Annotated in this window: 15 protein-coding genes; 4 read left to right on the top strand and 11 right to left on the bottom strand. The window is 64.7% G+C overall.

Annotated features, from left to right (window positions below; all coding sequences use genetic code 11):
- Positions 1-113 precede the first annotated feature (113 nt).
- The 3 genes from ACIPY3_RS09610 (at position 114) to ACIPY3_RS09600 (ending at position 4,445) form a co-directional block, all read left to right on the top strand.
- The gene (locus ACIPY3_RS09610; RefSeq protein ID WP_400333127.1) at positions 114-1,514 is read left to right on the top strand and encodes a glutamate decarboxylase; all 1,401 of its coding nucleotides are present in this window, start codon (positions 114-116) and stop codon (positions 1,512-1,514) included.
- Positions 1,515-1,556: 42 nt separating this feature from the next.
- Positions 1,557-2,423 (top strand): class II glutamine amidotransferase, encoded by an 867-nt coding sequence (locus ACIPY3_RS09605; protein WP_400333124.1) that lies wholly within the window; start codon positions 1,557-1,559, stop codon positions 2,421-2,423.
- 63 nt (positions 2,424-2,486) lie between these two features.
- Positions 2,487-4,445 (top strand): HNH endonuclease signature motif containing protein, encoded by a 1,959-nt coding sequence (locus ACIPY3_RS09600; RefSeq protein WP_400333122.1) that lies wholly within the window; start codon positions 2,487-2,489, stop codon positions 4,443-4,445.
- A gap of 237 nt (positions 4,446-4,682) precedes the next feature.
- Here the strand turns inward: ACIPY3_RS09600 and ACIPY3_RS09595 are convergent, their stop codons facing one another.
- Both ACIPY3_RS09595 and ACIPY3_RS09590 read right to left on the bottom strand, forming a co-directional pair.
- Positions 4,683-5,870 carry a 4-hydroxybenzoate 3-monooxygenase gene (locus ACIPY3_RS09595; protein WP_400333119.1) on the bottom strand — a complete coding sequence of 396 codons (1,188 nt, stop codon included), beginning with the start codon at positions 5,868-5,870 and terminating at the stop codon, positions 4,683-4,685.
- Positions 5,871-5,980: 110 nt separating this feature from the next.
- On the bottom strand, positions 5,981-6,721 hold the full coding sequence (locus ACIPY3_RS09590; RefSeq protein WP_400333116.1) for an IclR family transcriptional regulator: 741 nt from the start codon (positions 6,719-6,721) through the stop codon (positions 5,981-5,983).
- 148 nt (positions 6,722-6,869) lie between these two features.
- On the opposite strand from ACIPY3_RS09590, the gene ACIPY3_RS09585 reads away from it, so the two are divergent.
- Complete coding sequence (locus ACIPY3_RS09585; RefSeq protein ID WP_400333112.1) at positions 6,870-8,174, top strand: MFS transporter; 1,305 nt, start codon at positions 6,870-6,872, stop codon at positions 8,172-8,174.
- A 66-nt stretch (positions 8,175-8,240) separates the two neighbouring features.
- Here ACIPY3_RS09585 and ACIPY3_RS09580 read toward each other — a convergent pair whose 3' ends face one another.
- From ACIPY3_RS09580 to ACIPY3_RS09540, 9 genes are all read right to left on the bottom strand, one after another.
- The gene (locus tag ACIPY3_RS09580) at positions 8,241-8,711 is read right to left on the bottom strand and encodes an Hpt domain-containing protein (protein ID WP_400333109.1); all 471 of its coding nucleotides are present in this window, start codon (positions 8,709-8,711) and stop codon (positions 8,241-8,243) included.
- Positions 8,704-9,492, bottom strand: a complete 789-nt coding sequence (locus ACIPY3_RS09575; protein ID WP_400333107.1) for a signal peptidase I — start codon at positions 9,490-9,492, stop codon at positions 8,704-8,706. The genes ACIPY3_RS09580 and ACIPY3_RS09575 overlap by 8 nt, the downstream gene beginning before the upstream one ends.
- Positions 9,493-10,073: 581 nt before the next feature.
- Entirely contained in the window at positions 10,074-10,679 is a 606-nt protein-coding gene (locus tag ACIPY3_RS09570) for a TasA family protein (RefSeq protein ID WP_400333104.1), read from the bottom strand.
- Between the two features lie 217 nt (positions 10,680-10,896).
- Entirely contained in the window at positions 10,897-12,189 is a 1,293-nt protein-coding gene (locus tag ACIPY3_RS09565; RefSeq protein ID WP_400333101.1) for a hypothetical protein, read from the bottom strand.
- A gap of 167 nt (positions 12,190-12,356) precedes the next feature.
- A complete protein-coding gene (locus ACIPY3_RS09560; RefSeq protein WP_397326500.1) occupies positions 12,357-12,617 on the bottom strand; it encodes a GlsB/YeaQ/YmgE family stress response membrane protein in 261 nt (86 codons plus the stop codon).
- A gap of 65 nt (positions 12,618-12,682) precedes the next feature.
- Positions 12,683-13,603 carry a serine/threonine-protein kinase gene (locus tag ACIPY3_RS09555; RefSeq protein WP_400333097.1) on the bottom strand — a complete coding sequence of 307 codons (921 nt, stop codon included), beginning with the start codon at positions 13,601-13,603 and terminating at the stop codon, positions 12,683-12,685.
- Complete coding sequence (locus ACIPY3_RS09550) at positions 13,600-14,019, bottom strand: hypothetical protein (protein ID WP_400333095.1); 420 nt, start codon at positions 14,017-14,019, stop codon at positions 13,600-13,602. The genes ACIPY3_RS09555 and ACIPY3_RS09550 overlap by 4 nt, the downstream gene beginning before the upstream one ends.
- 54 nt (positions 14,020-14,073) lie before the next feature.
- Positions 14,074-14,583, bottom strand: a complete 510-nt coding sequence (locus ACIPY3_RS09545) for a MarR family winged helix-turn-helix transcriptional regulator (protein ID WP_400333092.1) — start codon at positions 14,581-14,583, stop codon at positions 14,074-14,076.
- Positions 14,584-14,879: 296 nt separating this feature from the next.
- Complete coding sequence (locus ACIPY3_RS09540; RefSeq protein WP_400333089.1) at positions 14,880-15,932, bottom strand: FUSC family protein; 1,053 nt, start codon at positions 15,930-15,932, stop codon at positions 14,880-14,882.
- Positions 15,933-16,039: the final 107 nt, after the last annotated feature.

Raw genomic sequence — 16,039 nt, 5'->3', positions numbered from 1 at the left:
AACACCCCCGGCTCTTGGGCGCCGCAGGATCGGCGGGTAGCGTGAGCCCTGAATGAGCGATTCCACCAGCCACCTTGCCTGCAGCTTCACGGCGAAACCCCAGGAGCAGTCGAATGAGCAGAGCCCACCGGACGCACAGCGATGAGTCAAACGCCGCCGTCGAGCTGAATCCCCTGTTCAGCAGGCCGGGCGAGTCCACCCTCTTCCCCCGTTTCGCCATGCCGGACGGCGAATCCCTTCCCGGAACGGCCTATCAGGTGGTCCACGACGAGGCGATGCTGGACGGGAATTCCCGGCTGAACCTGGCCACGTTCGTGGGCACGTGGATGGAACCCGAGGCGTCCAGGCTCTACGCGGAGACCGTGGACAAGAACATGATCGACAAGGACGAGTACCCGCAAACAGCCCAAATCGAGACGCGGTGCTGGCGGATGCTCGCTGGGCTGTGGAACGCGCCCGATCCGGCGAAGGCCATGGGCACGTCCACCATCGGATCGTCTGAGGCGTGCATGCTGGGTGGCCTCGCCATGAAGCGGCGATGGCAACACCAGCGCAAGGCCGCCGGCCTGGCCGTGGACAAGCCGAACCTGGTGCTGAGCTCGGCCGTCCAAGTGTGCTGGGAAAAGTTCTGCAACTACTGGGATGTGGAACCGCGGTTTGTGCCCGTCTCCAAGGACCATCCGATGCTGGACGGCCATGACCTGGACGAGTACGTGGACGAGAACACCATTGGTGTCGTCGCCATTATGGGTGTCACGTACACCGGCGTGTACGAACCCGTGCATGCCATTTCGGCCGCCTTGGACCAGATCCAGGAACGGCGGGGGCTGGACGTGCCCATCCATGTGGACGGCGCATCGGGGGCCATGGTGGCGCCGTTCCTGCAACCCGAGACGGTCTGGGATTTCCGGCTGCCGAGGGTGGCATCCATTAACACGTCCGGGCACAAGTACGGGCTGGTTTATCCCGGACTGGGGTGGGTTGTGTGGCGGGACGCCGAGGCGCTGCCCGCGGACCTGGTCTTCCACGTCAGTTACCTTGGCGGCGACATGCCCACCTTCGCCCTGAACTTCTCCCGCCCAGGCGCCCAAGTGTTGCTGCAGTACTACCTCTTCCTCCGTTTGGGTTTCGCGGGGTACAAGTCGGTCCAGTCCACATCGCGGGATGTCGCTATGTACCTTTCCAGCGAAATCGGAGCCATGGACGCTTTCACGCTGTGGAGCGACGGGTCCGACATCCCTGTTTTCGCCTGGCAACTCGCTGACGGCCACACCAAAAACTGGAACCTGCACCACCTGTCCGAGCGCCTCCGGATGAACGGCTGGCTGGTTCCGGCCTATCCGCTGCCCGACGACCTCAGTAACGTGACCGTCCAAAGGATCGTTGTCCGTAACGGCTTCACCCGCGACCTCGCCTCCAGCTTCCTCGCCGACCTCACCAAGGAAGTGGAGTACCTTGACCAGCTCACCGCGCCGATGCCGTCGGACGGGGCGGCCCAGGCGTTCCATCACTGATCTCTACTTCACCACGGATGTCTTCAGAGAGAGGGGTACAGGATGTGCCGGCTCTTTGGCCTGCATGCAGGTTCGCGTCCCGTGCGCGCCACCTTTTGGCTCCTGGACGCGCCGGACAGCCTGTCCGTCCAGAGCAGACGCGAACCCGACGGAGCAGGAATTGGGACCTTTGCGCCTGATGGTTCGCCAAAAGTCACCAAGCGACCCCTCGCGGCGTGGGAGGACCACGCGTTTGCCCGGGATGCACGGGTCCTCCGGAGCACCACCTTCCTGGCCCACGTCCGCTACGCCAGCACCGGCGCGCTCACGGTGGCCAACACGCACCCGTTCGAACGGGATGGGCGGCTGTTTGCCCACAACGGCGCGTTCTCCGGCTTGGCGGCGCTCGACGGTCGGCTGCGCTCGCTGGAGGTCATGGACCTGGTGCAAGGCCAGACGGACAGTGAACGGTTCTTCGCACTCATCACCGCAGAGGTACGGTGCAACGGTGGCGACGTTACGGCCGGGATAGCCCGGGCTGTCAGCTGGATCGCGGCCGAACTGCCGGTGTTCAGCCTCAACTTCATCCTGACCACGGCGACGGACGTCTGGGCTTTGCGATATCCGGCGACGCACGGGCTTTACATGCTTCGGAGGGATCCCGTCACGCCCGCTCCGGCCGCTCCCTTGGACGTCCGAAGCAAACGGATCCACTCGCGGAGCACGGAACTCGCCGGCTCACCGCACGTCCTCTTCGCTACAGAACCCATGGATCACAACCCTGGCTGGCGGCCCCTGGAATCCGGCGAACTGGTGCATGTTGGCCCCGCTCTCACGGTGGCATCCACGTTCCCCTTCCCGGCTGCTCCGGCACATCAGCTCACGCTCGCAGACCTCGACCCTGCAGCCGCGGAGTCGCAGCGTCCCTGAGGGTTTTCCACATAGGCGTTGTGGGTTGTTCTGTGGGTGTGGGGGTGGTGTCAGGGTTGGTTTATGGGAATCGGTGGTGGGTTTGAGGCGGTAGAGGTGGCGGAGCCGGGTTCCGGTGCCGTCTCGGATGTCGCCGGGCTGCTGCTTGATGCCAAGGGTGTGACGGAAAAGATTCCGGGTAACTCGGAGCAGCACCGGCCGGGGATACCGGCACCCTCCGCACGGGCCTGCCCTGAGCCTGTCCAGGACGCCGTGGGTGGTGCCCTGGATGACCCTTTGAGTGATGCTTTGGATGATGGGGCTGCGGCCCTTGAGGCCCTGCGGGATACGGCCCTGCCGGCAGCGCGGATGTTCGATGTCGGCGAAGCGGCGGATTTCGCCGACCGCATCGAGGACCTCGCCCGCAACCTCGAGTACCTGCAAATCGTCGCCGCCCAAGCCGTGGAACGAACCCGCGAAGAAGCCAAACACGCCCGCACCGCATCCGCGTCCACGGACGGCAGCCCCGGATGGCGGACCGGCTGGACCGAGAACGACGCACCCGCCGGTCAAGGCCGTCAAACCGCCGGGAGCGCGGCCCAGGGTTCTGTTCTTGATGACGGGTACCGGAACGCCGCGGAGTTCCTTCGCGCAAGGTTGCGGATCGAGATCCGCGAAGCCCGACGCCGCCTGTCCCAAGCCGCGGCCCTCCTGCCCACCACCACCCTCACCGGCGAACCCCTCCCACCCCGACACACCGAACTGGCCCAAGCCCTGGCCACGGCACTCATCCCCTCCCGCACCGCGACCATCATCACCGGCGCCCTGGACCAGGCAGCACTCATCGCCCACCCCGAGACCCTAACCGCCATGGAACACGCCCTGACCCGCACCGGAATCGAAACCGACCCCGACTTCGTCAGCAAAACCGCCCGCCGCTGGATCAACCGGATCGACCAAGACGGCCCCGAACCCAGCGAAGAAGAACTCCGAACCCTCCAAGGCGCCTTCATCCGCAAACCCCGACGCGGACTCCACCACATCGAAATCTTCGCCACCACCGAACAATACGAAACCCTCACCACCCTCATGAACACCGCCACCAACCCCCGCCTCACCACCACCACCACGGATGACAGCACCCAAGCAACCCCAGCCCCACCCCAAGAAACCACCACCACAACACCCGCAACCACCCACCACGCCGGACAACCCGGACAGGGCGGACAGGGCGGGCAACCCGGACAGGGCGGACAGGGCGGGCAGGGCGGGCAGGGCGGGCAGGGCGGGCAGGTCCTGGAACTGGACCGCCGCTCACGAGCCCAGAAACTCCTCGACGGCCTCGTCGGCGGCTGCGCACTGGCCCTGAAAACAGGCCGCCTCCCAGCCAACGGCGGCCTCAAACCCCAACTCACCGCCTACATCAACGCCCACGAACTCCTCCCCCAACTCCAAACCAACCCCACCAACCCCGCACCCGACACCACCAGCACCACCCGTACCAACCCAGGCACCACCGGCCCGGGCAGCGCCCCCAGCAACCACACCGCACCCGGCACCACCAGCAACACCGTCACCAGGCCCGGCACCACCGGCACCACCGGCAAGGCACTCAGCAGCGCATCAGCCACCTTCGCCGGCCCGATCCACCCCAGCACCCTCCGCAAAATCGCCTGCGACGCCGACATCCTCCCCGTCCTGCTCGGCAGCGACGGACAAATCCTGGACATCGGCCGGACAACCCGGATCTTCCCACCCGAAATCCGCAAAGCCCTCAACGCCCGCGACCAAGGCTGCGCCTTCCCCGACTGCACCATGCCCGCACCCTGGTGCGAAGCCCACCACATCACCTACTGGTCACACGGCGGACCCACCAGCGTCGACAACGGCGTCCTGCTCTGCTCACACCACCACCACCTCATCCACAAAGAACAATGGAAAATCACCACCACCAACGGCATCCCCTGGTTCACCCCACCACCACACCTCGACCCCACCCAAAAACCCCGACGAAACCACCACCACACGTCTCACCGCACCTAAGGAAAAGGACGCGGGGTTTTATCCATGGCGCCGGCTGTCGGTTCCAACCCTGTCCGCGCACACGCGCCACTGTCGAGACCAACAAACGCAAGACCAACAAAACCAAGAAGCGCCCGCCGGCGAGTAACCGCCGTCGGACGCTTCCTGAATCGACCACATGCGGCGTAGACAACCGCCGAGAAGACAACCCCTACTCGCACCAAAAGAATGGAGCAGTCATCAATACGAGCTCAATCCCTACCGCGAATTTGGCCATCCCGTGTATGACTCCGCCAGGTACGCCTTCGCGTGCTCGGACGACACCACGGAGTGGAGCTCACCAAGCTGTCGGGCGCGGTCGAAGTCGTCGGCGCCAGGCACCGTGTGCAGCATGGAAGTCATCCAGTAGGAGAAGTGCTGGGCCTTCCAGACCCTGTCCAGCGCTCGGTCGCTATAGGAGTCCAGCAACAGGGTGGAACCGGTGGAGTAGAAGGAGTCGAGCCCCTCAAAGAGCACCTTGACGTCGTGAATGGCGAGGTTGAGCCCCTTCGCGCCGGTGGGCGGGACGGTGTGGGCGGCGTCTCCGGCCAGGAAGAGGTTGCCGTGGCGCATGGGTGTGTGCACAAAGCTCCGGAACGGCAGCACCATCTTCTCCAGGACCGGCCCCTCCTTGAGTTCGAAACCGTTACCGTTGACGCGCTTGCGGAACTCGGACCAGATGCGTTCGTCGTCCCACTCGTTCACGTTTTCCTTGGGATCGCACTGGAAGTACATCCGCTGGACGGTTTCGGTGCGTTGCGAGATGAGGGCGAAGCCGTGCTCGGAGTTGGCGTAGATGAGCTCGTCGGCGCTATGGGGTGCTTCGGCGAGGATCCCGAACCAGGCAAAAGGGTACTCGTGGAAGAACCACTTGCGGTTGGCCTCGGGAATCTGGAACCGGCAGTGGCTGCGTGATCCGTCGGCACCGACCAGGAAGTCGGCAGTGATCTCGAATTCCTGGCCGTCAGCGTCGGTGAACCAGACCTTGGGCTTGCCTTCGAGGTCGTGAACTGTGGTGTCGGTGACGCTGTAGCGGATGTCGCCGGCGTCGGCTTCGCGTCGAGCGGCAAGATCCATAAAGACGTCGGTCTGGGGGTAAAGCCACACGGACTCACCAACGAGTTCCTTGAAGTTGATGCGATGGCTTTCCCCATTGAAGCGCAGTTCGATGCCGTCGTGGCGATCGCCTTCACGCAGCACACGGTCAGACACACCTGAGTCCACCAGCAGGTTTACTGTTCCATGCTCCAGGATTCCGGCGCGGACCGTTTCCTGGATGGTCTGGCGGCTGCGGATCTCCACCACCACGGATTCGATGCCCTGCTTCGCGAGCAGGTGGGACAACATGAGCCCGGCAGGACCGGCGCCCATGATGGCTACCTGGGTGGTGATGGGTGTGCGTGCCATGGTTTTCCTCGCTTCGTTGCGGTCCCGCGGGGTCGGGATGAGCCTCGACCCAGTGTGGCCCGCGACGAGTGACTGGCGTTACATGAATTCCATTGAACGGAAGAAGAAGATCACTCCGAGAGCTGGCGACCGATCCCCCGTGCGGCGGTTTGGAGCGCAGGAACCAGGGCCTGAAGACGCATCTCGGCAAGCGGAACCACCACGCCGAGCGCGGCAACGGTGCGCCGCTTCGCGTTGGTTACCGGAACGGCGATACCCCAGGTATCCGGATCCACCACGCCGGCAAGTTGCGCGTAGCCTTGCTGCGCGGACTCAGCAAGAAGGTGGCGTACGACGTCGGTACTCACCTTCCCGGCCGGGTCACGGAACTGCTTGAGGTACTCCGCCTGCAGCTCGCGCGGTTGATGCGACATGAGGGCGATCCCGGCCGAAGAAATGTGGACTGGCATCCGCCCGGCAATTTGGGCGCGGTTGGCCACCGATCCACGGCGCGAAAGCCGCTCCACGAACAGGGCTTCCCAGCCGTCGAGCACCGCCAGGTTGACGTTCTGGTTGAGGACTTGCTGAATGTCCTCCATGAAGGGCATGGCTGCCTGCCGGAGGGCCAACGTGGGCGAGTTCCGGTTCACAAGCTCCCATAACCGGAGGCCAAGCCGGACGGTGCCTGCGGCCCCGAGGTCCAGCAGGCCATGCTCCGCGAGCTGTCGAACCAACCGATGGGCCGAGGAAAGCGGCAAACCAGCGCGCTCGGACAGCTCCGTCAATTGGAGGGAGGTCACGCCGGCAGGGAAGGCTTCAATCAGCCTGACAACGCGGTCCACCACCGAATCGCCGGACGCCGAATTGGCCATCACGAACTCCTTTGCTGCGCCGGCATCCAGCCATCGCTTCCATTCAATGGTAGAACGTGTGCCCGGTTACAAAGCGCGGTGATACAAATCTCATATCCGACCGATCGTTCTGGTGGTCGGGCTCCATCGAAGAAGTACCGAGGACGCTATGCCAACGATGTCATCTTCCCAACGCTCCCAATGGCCCGTCTGGCTTTGCTGGTTGGCCATGGTCCTGGACGGTTTCGACCTCGTGGTCCTTGGAACCGTCATCCCTACCCTCATCAAAACCGGTGAACTCGGTTTCGACGCCGTTGGAGCCACCTTCGCCGCAACGATCTCCCTGGTCGGCGTTGGGCTCGGCGCACTGTTCATCGCACCGCTTTCGGACAAGCTCGGCCGCCGCAAGCTGCTCATCGCCTGCGTGGCAGGGTTTTCGATCTTCACGATCGCCGTGGCCTTCGCACCCAACGTGGCCGTCTTCTCGACATTCCGGCTGGTGGCAGGACTGGGGCTCGGCGCGTGCTTGCCCGCTGCGTTGGCCTACATGAACGACTATGCACCGGCGGGCTCGGCGGGTAAGTCCACCACCCGGACCATGACCGGTTACCACGTGGGCGCCGTCGCCACGTCGTCGTTGGCCCTCCTGATCATCCCCAACTGGCGGCTGATGTTCATCATCGGAGGCTTGGCCGGGCTGGTGCTCTTGCCGTTCCTGTGGGCCAAACTCCCGGAGTCCCTGCCCGAGGCAGCCTCAGCAAGAGAAGCAGCCCACGAGAAGGCCGGCGCAACATCGGAGCCGGCGCCCGCCGTCGTACATTCAGCCGGAGCGGGCACCCCAGAGGCCGCCCCGAAAGCCGGTTTCCGGGACCTGCTCCGGAAGCCGTACCCGCTGGTGGCCGTGGGAATCGGCGTCGCGTCGTTCATGGGACTGCTGCTGGTGTACGGGCTGAACACATGGCTTCCGCAGATCATGGCGGCGGCCGGCTACACAGTGAGCACCGGGTTGACGCTGCTGCTGGTCCTTAACGTTGGTGCCGTGGCAGGGCTGGTGCTTGCTGGCATCCTGGCCGATCGGCACGGCACCAAGAAGATCGTGCTGCTGTGGTTCGGGTTGTCCGCCGTCTTCCTTGCCCTGCTCAGCGTGAAGATCCAGAGTGAATTCCTGCTCAACGCAGCAGTGTTCGTGACCGGCATCTTCGTCTTCAGCTCGCAGGTCCTGGTCTATGCCTGGGTCAGCCAACTCTTCCCGGCCAACCTCCGCGGAACCGCCTTGGGATTTGCCGCTGGCGTGGGCCGTCTGGGTGCAATCCTTGGGCCCGCGGTGACGGGAACCCTGGTTGCGGCGAACATCGTGTACCCGGCAGGCTTCTACGTTTTCGCCGCTGCCGGCGTGCTGGCCGTCGCAGCGTTGACGGTGGTGCCGCACAAGATCCGGGCCGGGAAAACAACCGTGCCGGCGGGAGAACGGTAACCGCCGGCACGGAGATTTACAGGCCCCGCGAACCGATTCCCAGAGAGGTTCACGGGGCCTGTGGCTTCAGGAGTCGCAATCCAGGGCTTGCCGCCCCAGGGTTTCCCGTGCCCGTCCCAGCAACTGTGGCCGGGCGGCGACGCAGCGCTCGGTGTACTGCTGGAGCGCCGGGAGGGCCTGGACGGCGAAGTCGATGTGGTCTTCGCGGATCATGTACTCCATGGCCCGGCACTGGTTTTCCGTTTCGCGGGCTCCCACCATCGCCGAGGAAATCTTGAGGCTGAGGACAGCTTCCATGCTGGCATCAACGTCGTTATCGCACAGTCCGCGGGAAATGCGGAGGATCCGGCTGGGGAGCATCGTCAGGTAGGTGGACAGCAGGCGCAACACGGGCTTGGAATCGCCCAGTTCGTTGGCGAGGTTCTGCAGGGTTCGGACTTCCAGGGAAGGAATCTCGAAAGCGGGAACTTCCTGGGCCTGGAGATCTGCGGGCAAGTTCCCGGGGACAGGAACGCTACGGTCCTGGTACTCACTCACCGCTGGCCGCCTGCACTGCTGCCGATTCCCCGGACGAGGCCTTGGCGGGGTCCTTGGTCCAGATGGAGGCGAGCATTCCGATGACCAGGACAGCCGGGGCACCGTACATGAGGATGTTCAGGACGATCGGTTCGCGCAGGGCACGGATGGCGTTGCCGACGTAGGGGATCGTGGCGACTTGCTTGTCCACGGTTTGGCCCTGCAGGGTGGCGATCCAGGGGTCGATCCCATTGTTCGCGTCGCCCTTGGTCTGCACTGCTACGCCGCCATCGGCGGTGGTGGTGATCTCGGTGATGCGGTGCGTTTCCACTCGCTGGTCCTCAACCGGGATGTGGTAGGTGATGATGTCGCCCACCTTGATGTCCTTGACCGGCGTCGGGACGGTCACGACGACGTCGCCCGGGTTGATCAACGGGGCCATGGAACCGGTAAGCATGGTGGAGGTCTGGTAGCCCAGGATGCGCGGCCCGATCGCGAGGAAAACGAACACCAGCGCAGCGAGCACCAGCATGCCGGCACCAACGACTTTGAACGTCTTGCCCGCGATGCGTCGGAACGCACCGGGAGCTGCTTCGGTGGAAACCACGACGGCGGCCGGTGGGGTTGCTGCTGTGGGCTTCAGTACCGCCGCGGACTGCTTCACGGCGGTGGTCGTGGGGGCGCCGGGCTTGGCGGGCTGCACCGGCTTGGCGGGCTGCACCGGCTTGGCGGGCTGCACCGGCTTGGCGGCGGAACGCCGGCCATGGAGGGCGGGGGTGTTGATGCTGGTCAGTGCGCTCATGATCCTGGCGTTCCTTCCGTGGTGTTGTTCATCGTCTGGTTAAGAGTCTGTACCGCCTGACTCAGGCTTCCTGCTGGAAATCCTCAAGTCTGGCTCAGGATTATCCGGCGGGCCTGATCAGGAAGGGGGGATGCCTGACCAGGCCCGGCGGGGTCTTGGATCCCCGGCGTATCGACGGCCGGGGAATGCCGGCGCCCGACGGACCTTGCGCTGGGCGACGGCTTGGGCCGCGCCGCGCTTGTCGGACTTTGCGCTGGGCGACGGCGAGTTGGGCCGCGCCGCGCTTGTCGGACATTGCGCTGGGCGACGGCGAGTTGGGCCGCGCCGCGCTGGACGGACCTTGCGCTGGGCGGCGGCGAGTTGGGCCACGCCGCGCTTGTCGGACTTTGCGCTGGGCGACGGCGGGATTGGGCGGCGGGTTGATGGTGTCGCCAGGCCTGATCGGGCTGGGGTTGGTGAATCCGATCAGGCCCGGCGAGGCCCGGTGTGCCGGGTCATCCCGGCGGTTCGTGGAACCGGAGGCCCGGCCGGAAGGGCAAACAGGCCGGACCTCCGGGGCGTGAAGCCCGGAATCGTCCTGGTTACTTGACGGTTTCGGTGCGTTGGGTGCCGGTGAAGGAGAAGGCGATGGTGGAGGTGGCGCCTTGGAAGGTGTTGTCTGCGGTGGTGGGGAACGCGGTGGTGACTTTGAGGTTGTCGGTCTTGGCCGAGGTCAGGGAGGTCAGGTTGTTCAGGACCTTGTTCGCACCGATCACCGGGGCCGAGGCCAGCACGGTGGTTTTGGTCCCTGCGCAGGTGTACGGGGCAGCGGACCCGGTCCAGGCAACACTGCAGTTTTCGATGGTCAGCTGCAAACCATTGGTCGTGTCGGTGGTCAGCAAGGAAGAAGTGGCGCCGGCGGAGGTGGTGAGGGTGACGTTGTTCAGGTCCGAGTTGCCGGTGTTGGCCAGGGTGACGAGCTTTTCGACCTTGTCACCGGGCAGCAGGCCCGCGACCGGGACGTTCAGGGTGTTCGATGCCCCGGTGCCCAGGGCGATGGTCACGGTCCCGGCGGTCACGGCCTGGGAAGCGGAGGTGGAGGAAGTGAACGCACCGTAGGTGCCCATCCCGGCGACGGCGGCTGCGGTGCCGACCAGGGCGACGGAGGCGAGGATCTTGCCGGAGGTGGTCTTGAGGCTGATGGCCATGTGAATCAGTGTCCTTTTCAAAGTGGCCACCGTTTCCCCGGACGGCCGTTTCCTTGTTTCCAGCCTTACTGGCTGACAAGAAATACTCTGACGGCCCCACCTCAAGAACCCCTCCTGCAATCAATCAACAGTTCCTCAGGAAAGCCTCAAGAGTTTCGAGGCCTCGACCGCGTGTCGAAAGTCGTCCCGGAAGCCGATTTCCACAGGAACCATGCACTCAGTGCGGCAGGAGCCCCAGCACCGGAAGGACCACCGCCGTCGAAACGGCCATGGCCGCGGTGTTGCCGATCACCGGATGGAAACCGGAAGGCAGCCAAGATGCCACCAGACGGGCAAGGGGTGGTGCCAGCAATGCACCCAGGAAGGCGCCGCCAATGATTGAGGCCAAGGATCCGTTGAAAGCAAGGACCGCTGCCGGGGCCACCGAAACTACAGGAGCGTAGGTGGCCGCCCAGCCGCCGTTACGGAACCATCCCCGCCACAGCACCACGCCCACCGCCGACGCAATGGCCTGGGCGCACAGGATGTGGGGCACCAGGTGGGAGCCGTAGGCAGGAAGGGCCGGATTCAGGACGAAAGCGGCCGCCACCCCCAGGATCACTCCGATGCCCGCCACCTCGTTCGCGAAGAAGAACGTTTCCGTGAAGTCCTTGAGGACCCGCCTCGCAGCCCAGTGGACTTCGTTCCGAAAAGACATTCCCGACGCCGGTGGGCCCGGTTTTGCTGCTGCCTCCGGCATCCCGTCTGCAGGCAAAGGGTCCCCACCGGCCAGCAACCCCGGCACGTCTTCACGATCGCCGGCAGCACCTTGTGTGGCCCCCACCAGCCCGGGCATTCGCTGGATGACCAGGAACGATACCGCTGTCCCGATGGACATCGCCGCGACATTGGCCACTGAGGACGGCAACCCCAGAGGGTCCGATAACAGAGCACTTAAGAGCACCGCCAAGGGTGTGGTGCTGGCGGCTCCGAGCATCGCCCCCGTCACGCACGTCTTCCATCCGGGACCGTGAACCAGAACCACGGCGGGCGCGACGCAAACAAAAGGGACGAACGTCGGCTGCCACCCGCCGTCGAGCATCCAACCGAAAGCTGCGTTGGAGATCAGGAGGCTGAGACACGCCGATGCCATCACCCACGGCCACAGCCCGGTGCCGTAGCTCAATTCGCCCGCCCAACGGCAACGACGGCGGCCGGCCCACCACGCGATCAAGGCGCCTGCCAGGAGCCCGATAGTGGCGAGTTCGGATTTGTAGAACAACGGTTCGGTCATGTCGCCCACGAGCCACCGAAGGGCGGACAAGGGCGATTGGTCCACAGCTTCAGCCCACCCCGAAAAGACCGGACCGATCCGCGGCGATTGCGGGGCGGTCAGAAGGAGCAAACCGGCGAAACCGACGATCACTGCGGCTATGCCAAAGGCGCCAACGACGGTCCCTGCAATGGTCCGGCTGACACCCGGTTTCACGTCGGGGCTAACGGGGGTGGCAACTGCGGCAATGAGGGTCATGGATGGTCCTGGCGTCCGAAGAGGCGGTGTTACGGTGCAGCGTAACCGCGCGTCGAACGCGGCCCACAATGCGGGCCGAACCATCGGATTATGACCGGAACGCGAGAGGCCCCGGCCCGGTTGTCAGCAAGTCACAACCGGGCCGGGGCCCTCAACGTTTCAGGCGGTCAGGCCTTCTTGCGTGTCAGCAGTCCCCAGATGATCAGGACGATCAGGGAGCCGCCAATGGCCAGCAGCCACGTGGAGAGCGACCAGAACTCGTTGATGCCCACGTTGAAGAGTGCGCTTCCGATCCAGCCGCCCAGGATTGCGCCCACCACTCCGAGGAGCAGGGTCGCCAGCAGTCCGCCACCCTGCTTGCCCGGCTTGATGGCCTTGGCGATAGCACCGGCGATGAGGCCCAGAATGATCCATCCAAAGAATCCCATTTTTCTTCTTTCTCTCGTGCGGTGGCCCTTGGCTACGCCGTTCGGCGCTTACCAGGAACCCTCATTTATGCCCGCCAGCGGAGTCGCCGGAACATACCGACGACTTGGCTGGCTGACGGCCTGCCGGCAGGGTCGGGGTATGTCATGGCGTGCAACACCATGGACCAGCGCCGCCGGACCGTGCCGGGAACCCGTGGTTCGCTCAACGTCCTTGCCACCATGGACTCGAGCGGAGGCCCTGGAAACGCCTTGGTGCCGGTGAGGCACTCAAGGGTCACCAATCCCAGGGCATAGATATCGCTGGCCGGGGTAGGCGTTTCACCCCGGACAGCTTCGGGACTCATGTAGTGGGGCGTCCCCGACGACGAACTGCGCGGCGCGTGGCCCGGACTGATGGCGATGCCGAAGTCGGTCAGCATCGCCCGCCCCGCATCTGTCGTGCCCGGGACCAGGATGTTCCCGGGCTTGATGTCGTTGTGCACCACGCCGCGACGATGGATGTAAGCGAGCGCCTTGGCAACATCGCTCATCCACGCCATGGTCGGAAGCGGCCCGGCAGGAGCCTCGCGCAGGACGGCCCGGAGGTCCTTGCCGTCCACCAGATCCATAACCACGAAGTTCCGGACCTGCCCTTCGACGGCCAGCTCGCCCGAATCGCGCAGCCGGACGATGTTCCGGTGACGCAAGCGCCTGTGAATGTGCAACTCCTGGTGGAAAGCCGTGGACGTGCCGGGCTGCGGGTCAAGGGTTTCAGCTCCACGGAAGATCTTGGCTGCGCGCAACGTTCCCGTCCGCTCGTCCCACGCTTGGTGCACCTGGGCTTCCGATCCGCCACCGAGCCAGCGCCCCAGCCGGTATCGCCCGCCCAGCAGCAGGCTGTGGCTTCCGCTCCCAGCCGCCGCTTCCGAGCCCATCGCTTCGTGATGCAGGCTCGACGGCGGTGTTCCCGGCTTTGTGGGGCCGGTTGGTGTAACGAGCGAAGTCACTGAAGGAGTGCTTCTACGTCCGCTGGGACAACTCCGACTGCCCGGGCCAACGCTTCGCGCTCAAGTCCGCTGTCCACAGCTTTCTTGAAGGCCAATTGGAAGGTGTTCCTTGCGATGGCCAGTTCGTGTTCAAGGCTCTGCCAACGCTGGGCCGCTACCCATACACTGCTGACGGGATCCATGGCATCGATGTCCATCCGGAATCCGCAACCGCAAGCCCATTCGGGCCATATCGGCTCAACCGAGGTCCACTGCATTGAGGCACTGCCCGGCCCGGAAGAGATCGCCATGCTGGAGCCACAGTGCGTGGGTCCAGCGAGGACGGACACGTCCTGGCACGCGTCTCCATGGTGCACGTGATCCGTTCCGCGAAGCGGCTCATCCGCGGGAGCGTGCTCCCTCACTACGACAGTCATTGTCTCTCCCACACCCTGGTAAGTAACTCGACTATCTAGTTATATGTTTACTTATCAATTCTGTCCAGTTGGCTTTACGTCGGGTTCCACCTGATCAATCGCCTCGCGGATGCGACGCAGGAAGTCCATAACCACCAAGGATTCGCCGCGGCTCAGGGAAGCAGCGACATCCAGCATCCGCCCATGCATCCCGCTGAGGGTGTTGCGAACTTCAAGGTCGGAGCCCTTCGTGGGCCGCAGCACCAGGGCACGCCGGTCAGTGGGGTGGGGTTCGCGCACAACATACCCGGACCTGACCAATCGATCCACCAGGGTGGTCATCGACGCGGAGGTAATACCCAAGCGGGCAGCAAGCTCCTTCGGCCCCACATCCCTGCCGGCACGCTCGTTCTCGAGCAGGTAGCGCAAGGCGAGCAGGTCGGTTTCACCCATCCCCATGGACGATCCGGTGCGCCGCCGCATTGCAGCCTCCGCACTGCGGTAATCCCGCAGCGCATTCAGTACTTCGACCGCTGCGGTCTCCTGCCCGTACCAATATCCTTCCTTAACGGCATTCGCTGTCATGAAAAATCCTTCGTTAGACGAGTAACACGGTTGTCTAAGTTCTTTCATCTTAGCGAAGGGTACGGAGTCAGCAACCTTTCACGACGGAGGCGGGCAGGCCGACGTCGTGCGTCTGCCGAACCGCGCCCAATATAAGGCCGCGCACCTGGCGGGCTCCGCCCGCCCACCTGCGGGGGCCATGCGCGAGAGACAGTCCGCGCGTTGGCCATGCCGCGCGTTGGCCGTGCCGCGCGTTGGCCGTGCCGCCTCGCCGGCCGCACGTTTGGAAGGGCCCCGCATTCAGCAGGAAGGCGTCGTCAGGCCGGGCGCAACCGACGCCAAACGGCAGGCGCCACCACCACCGCAACGCCGATGGCGGCACCGATCACCGTCTCGACGATGCGGTCGCGCAGCAGCAGCCCGGGATCGACGGGAGCTGCAAGCAACGTGGCGAACAAAGCCAGGGGCGTCACAAAGACCTGGGCCACGAGGTACTGGCGCGCTATGAAGAGCTCGGCGCCGAACTGGCAGGCAGCGATCACCAACACCATGGCCCAGGGTGCGGGGTTGAGCCACAAGATACCGGCCAGTAGAACCAGGCCAATCACGGTGCCCGCGATTCTTTGGATGCCGCGGCTGACGCGGTGCCTGGTGGAATGACCCACGAGCGGAACCACTGCAGCCACCATGGCCCAGTAGGTGTGCCCGAAACCGAGCCGCTCACCCACCAGCGTCGCGATGGTTCCTGCAAGGCCCGCGGCCACGAGGTACCCACCACCCTCGAGCCAGAATGCGCGCCTCTCAAGCGGCGTGTGCCGGATACGGGGCGGGCGCTTCCACGGCGTGCGGTGGCTCTTGACCACGCGGGCCGACATCCCGATCAGCAAGCACAGGACGGTGGTCAGCACGGAAACGAGCATCGCCTCCCACAGCGGTGGCTGGGCGGCAATGGACGCAATCGCGGCGAAGGCGAAGATATGAAAGAGCGAGCCGCCCGGACGCAGCCGCCACGCCGCAACAACCACGGAACACAAGCCCGCAACCAGCGTGGTCACGGCCGTGAGGAGCCAGGAATAGGCGGTTCCATCGATCCCGAGCGACTGTGCCACCCGTGCCGTCAACGTCGCCAGCAGGATCACCAAAAGCATGAAGCCACCTGCCCGGAGCTGGCTGCGGAAGCGGAGGCTGTGCGGCTCGTTCCGGCCGTAAATGCCCGTAAACGCACCGAACGAGGCAAAAACCGCAAGATCCAGGCGACCCATGAGCAACAACGTAATCAGCGGAACAAAAACACCAACAGCGCAGCGGAGGGCCGGGTGATGGTCCTTGTTACCGGGACCCATCGTGAACATTTCCGCTACAGCCTTCAAGGGGCGGCTCGCCTTTCGTCGCAGGATCAAACGCACGACGGCGGCACTGGCGTCCGCTTCGAATCTTACGCCCGGGCCCGTCGGCCGGGATTGTGGGTGGTTAGTGC

The organism is Paenarthrobacter sp. NPDC089714 (assembly GCF_044748905.1).
In the GTDB taxonomy this organism is placed as follows: domain Bacteria; phylum Actinomycetota; class Actinomycetes; order Actinomycetales; family Micrococcaceae; genus Arthrobacter.
Note: the sequence above shows the minus strand (reverse complement) of the source record. Positions and strands in the feature narration are given on the sequence as shown.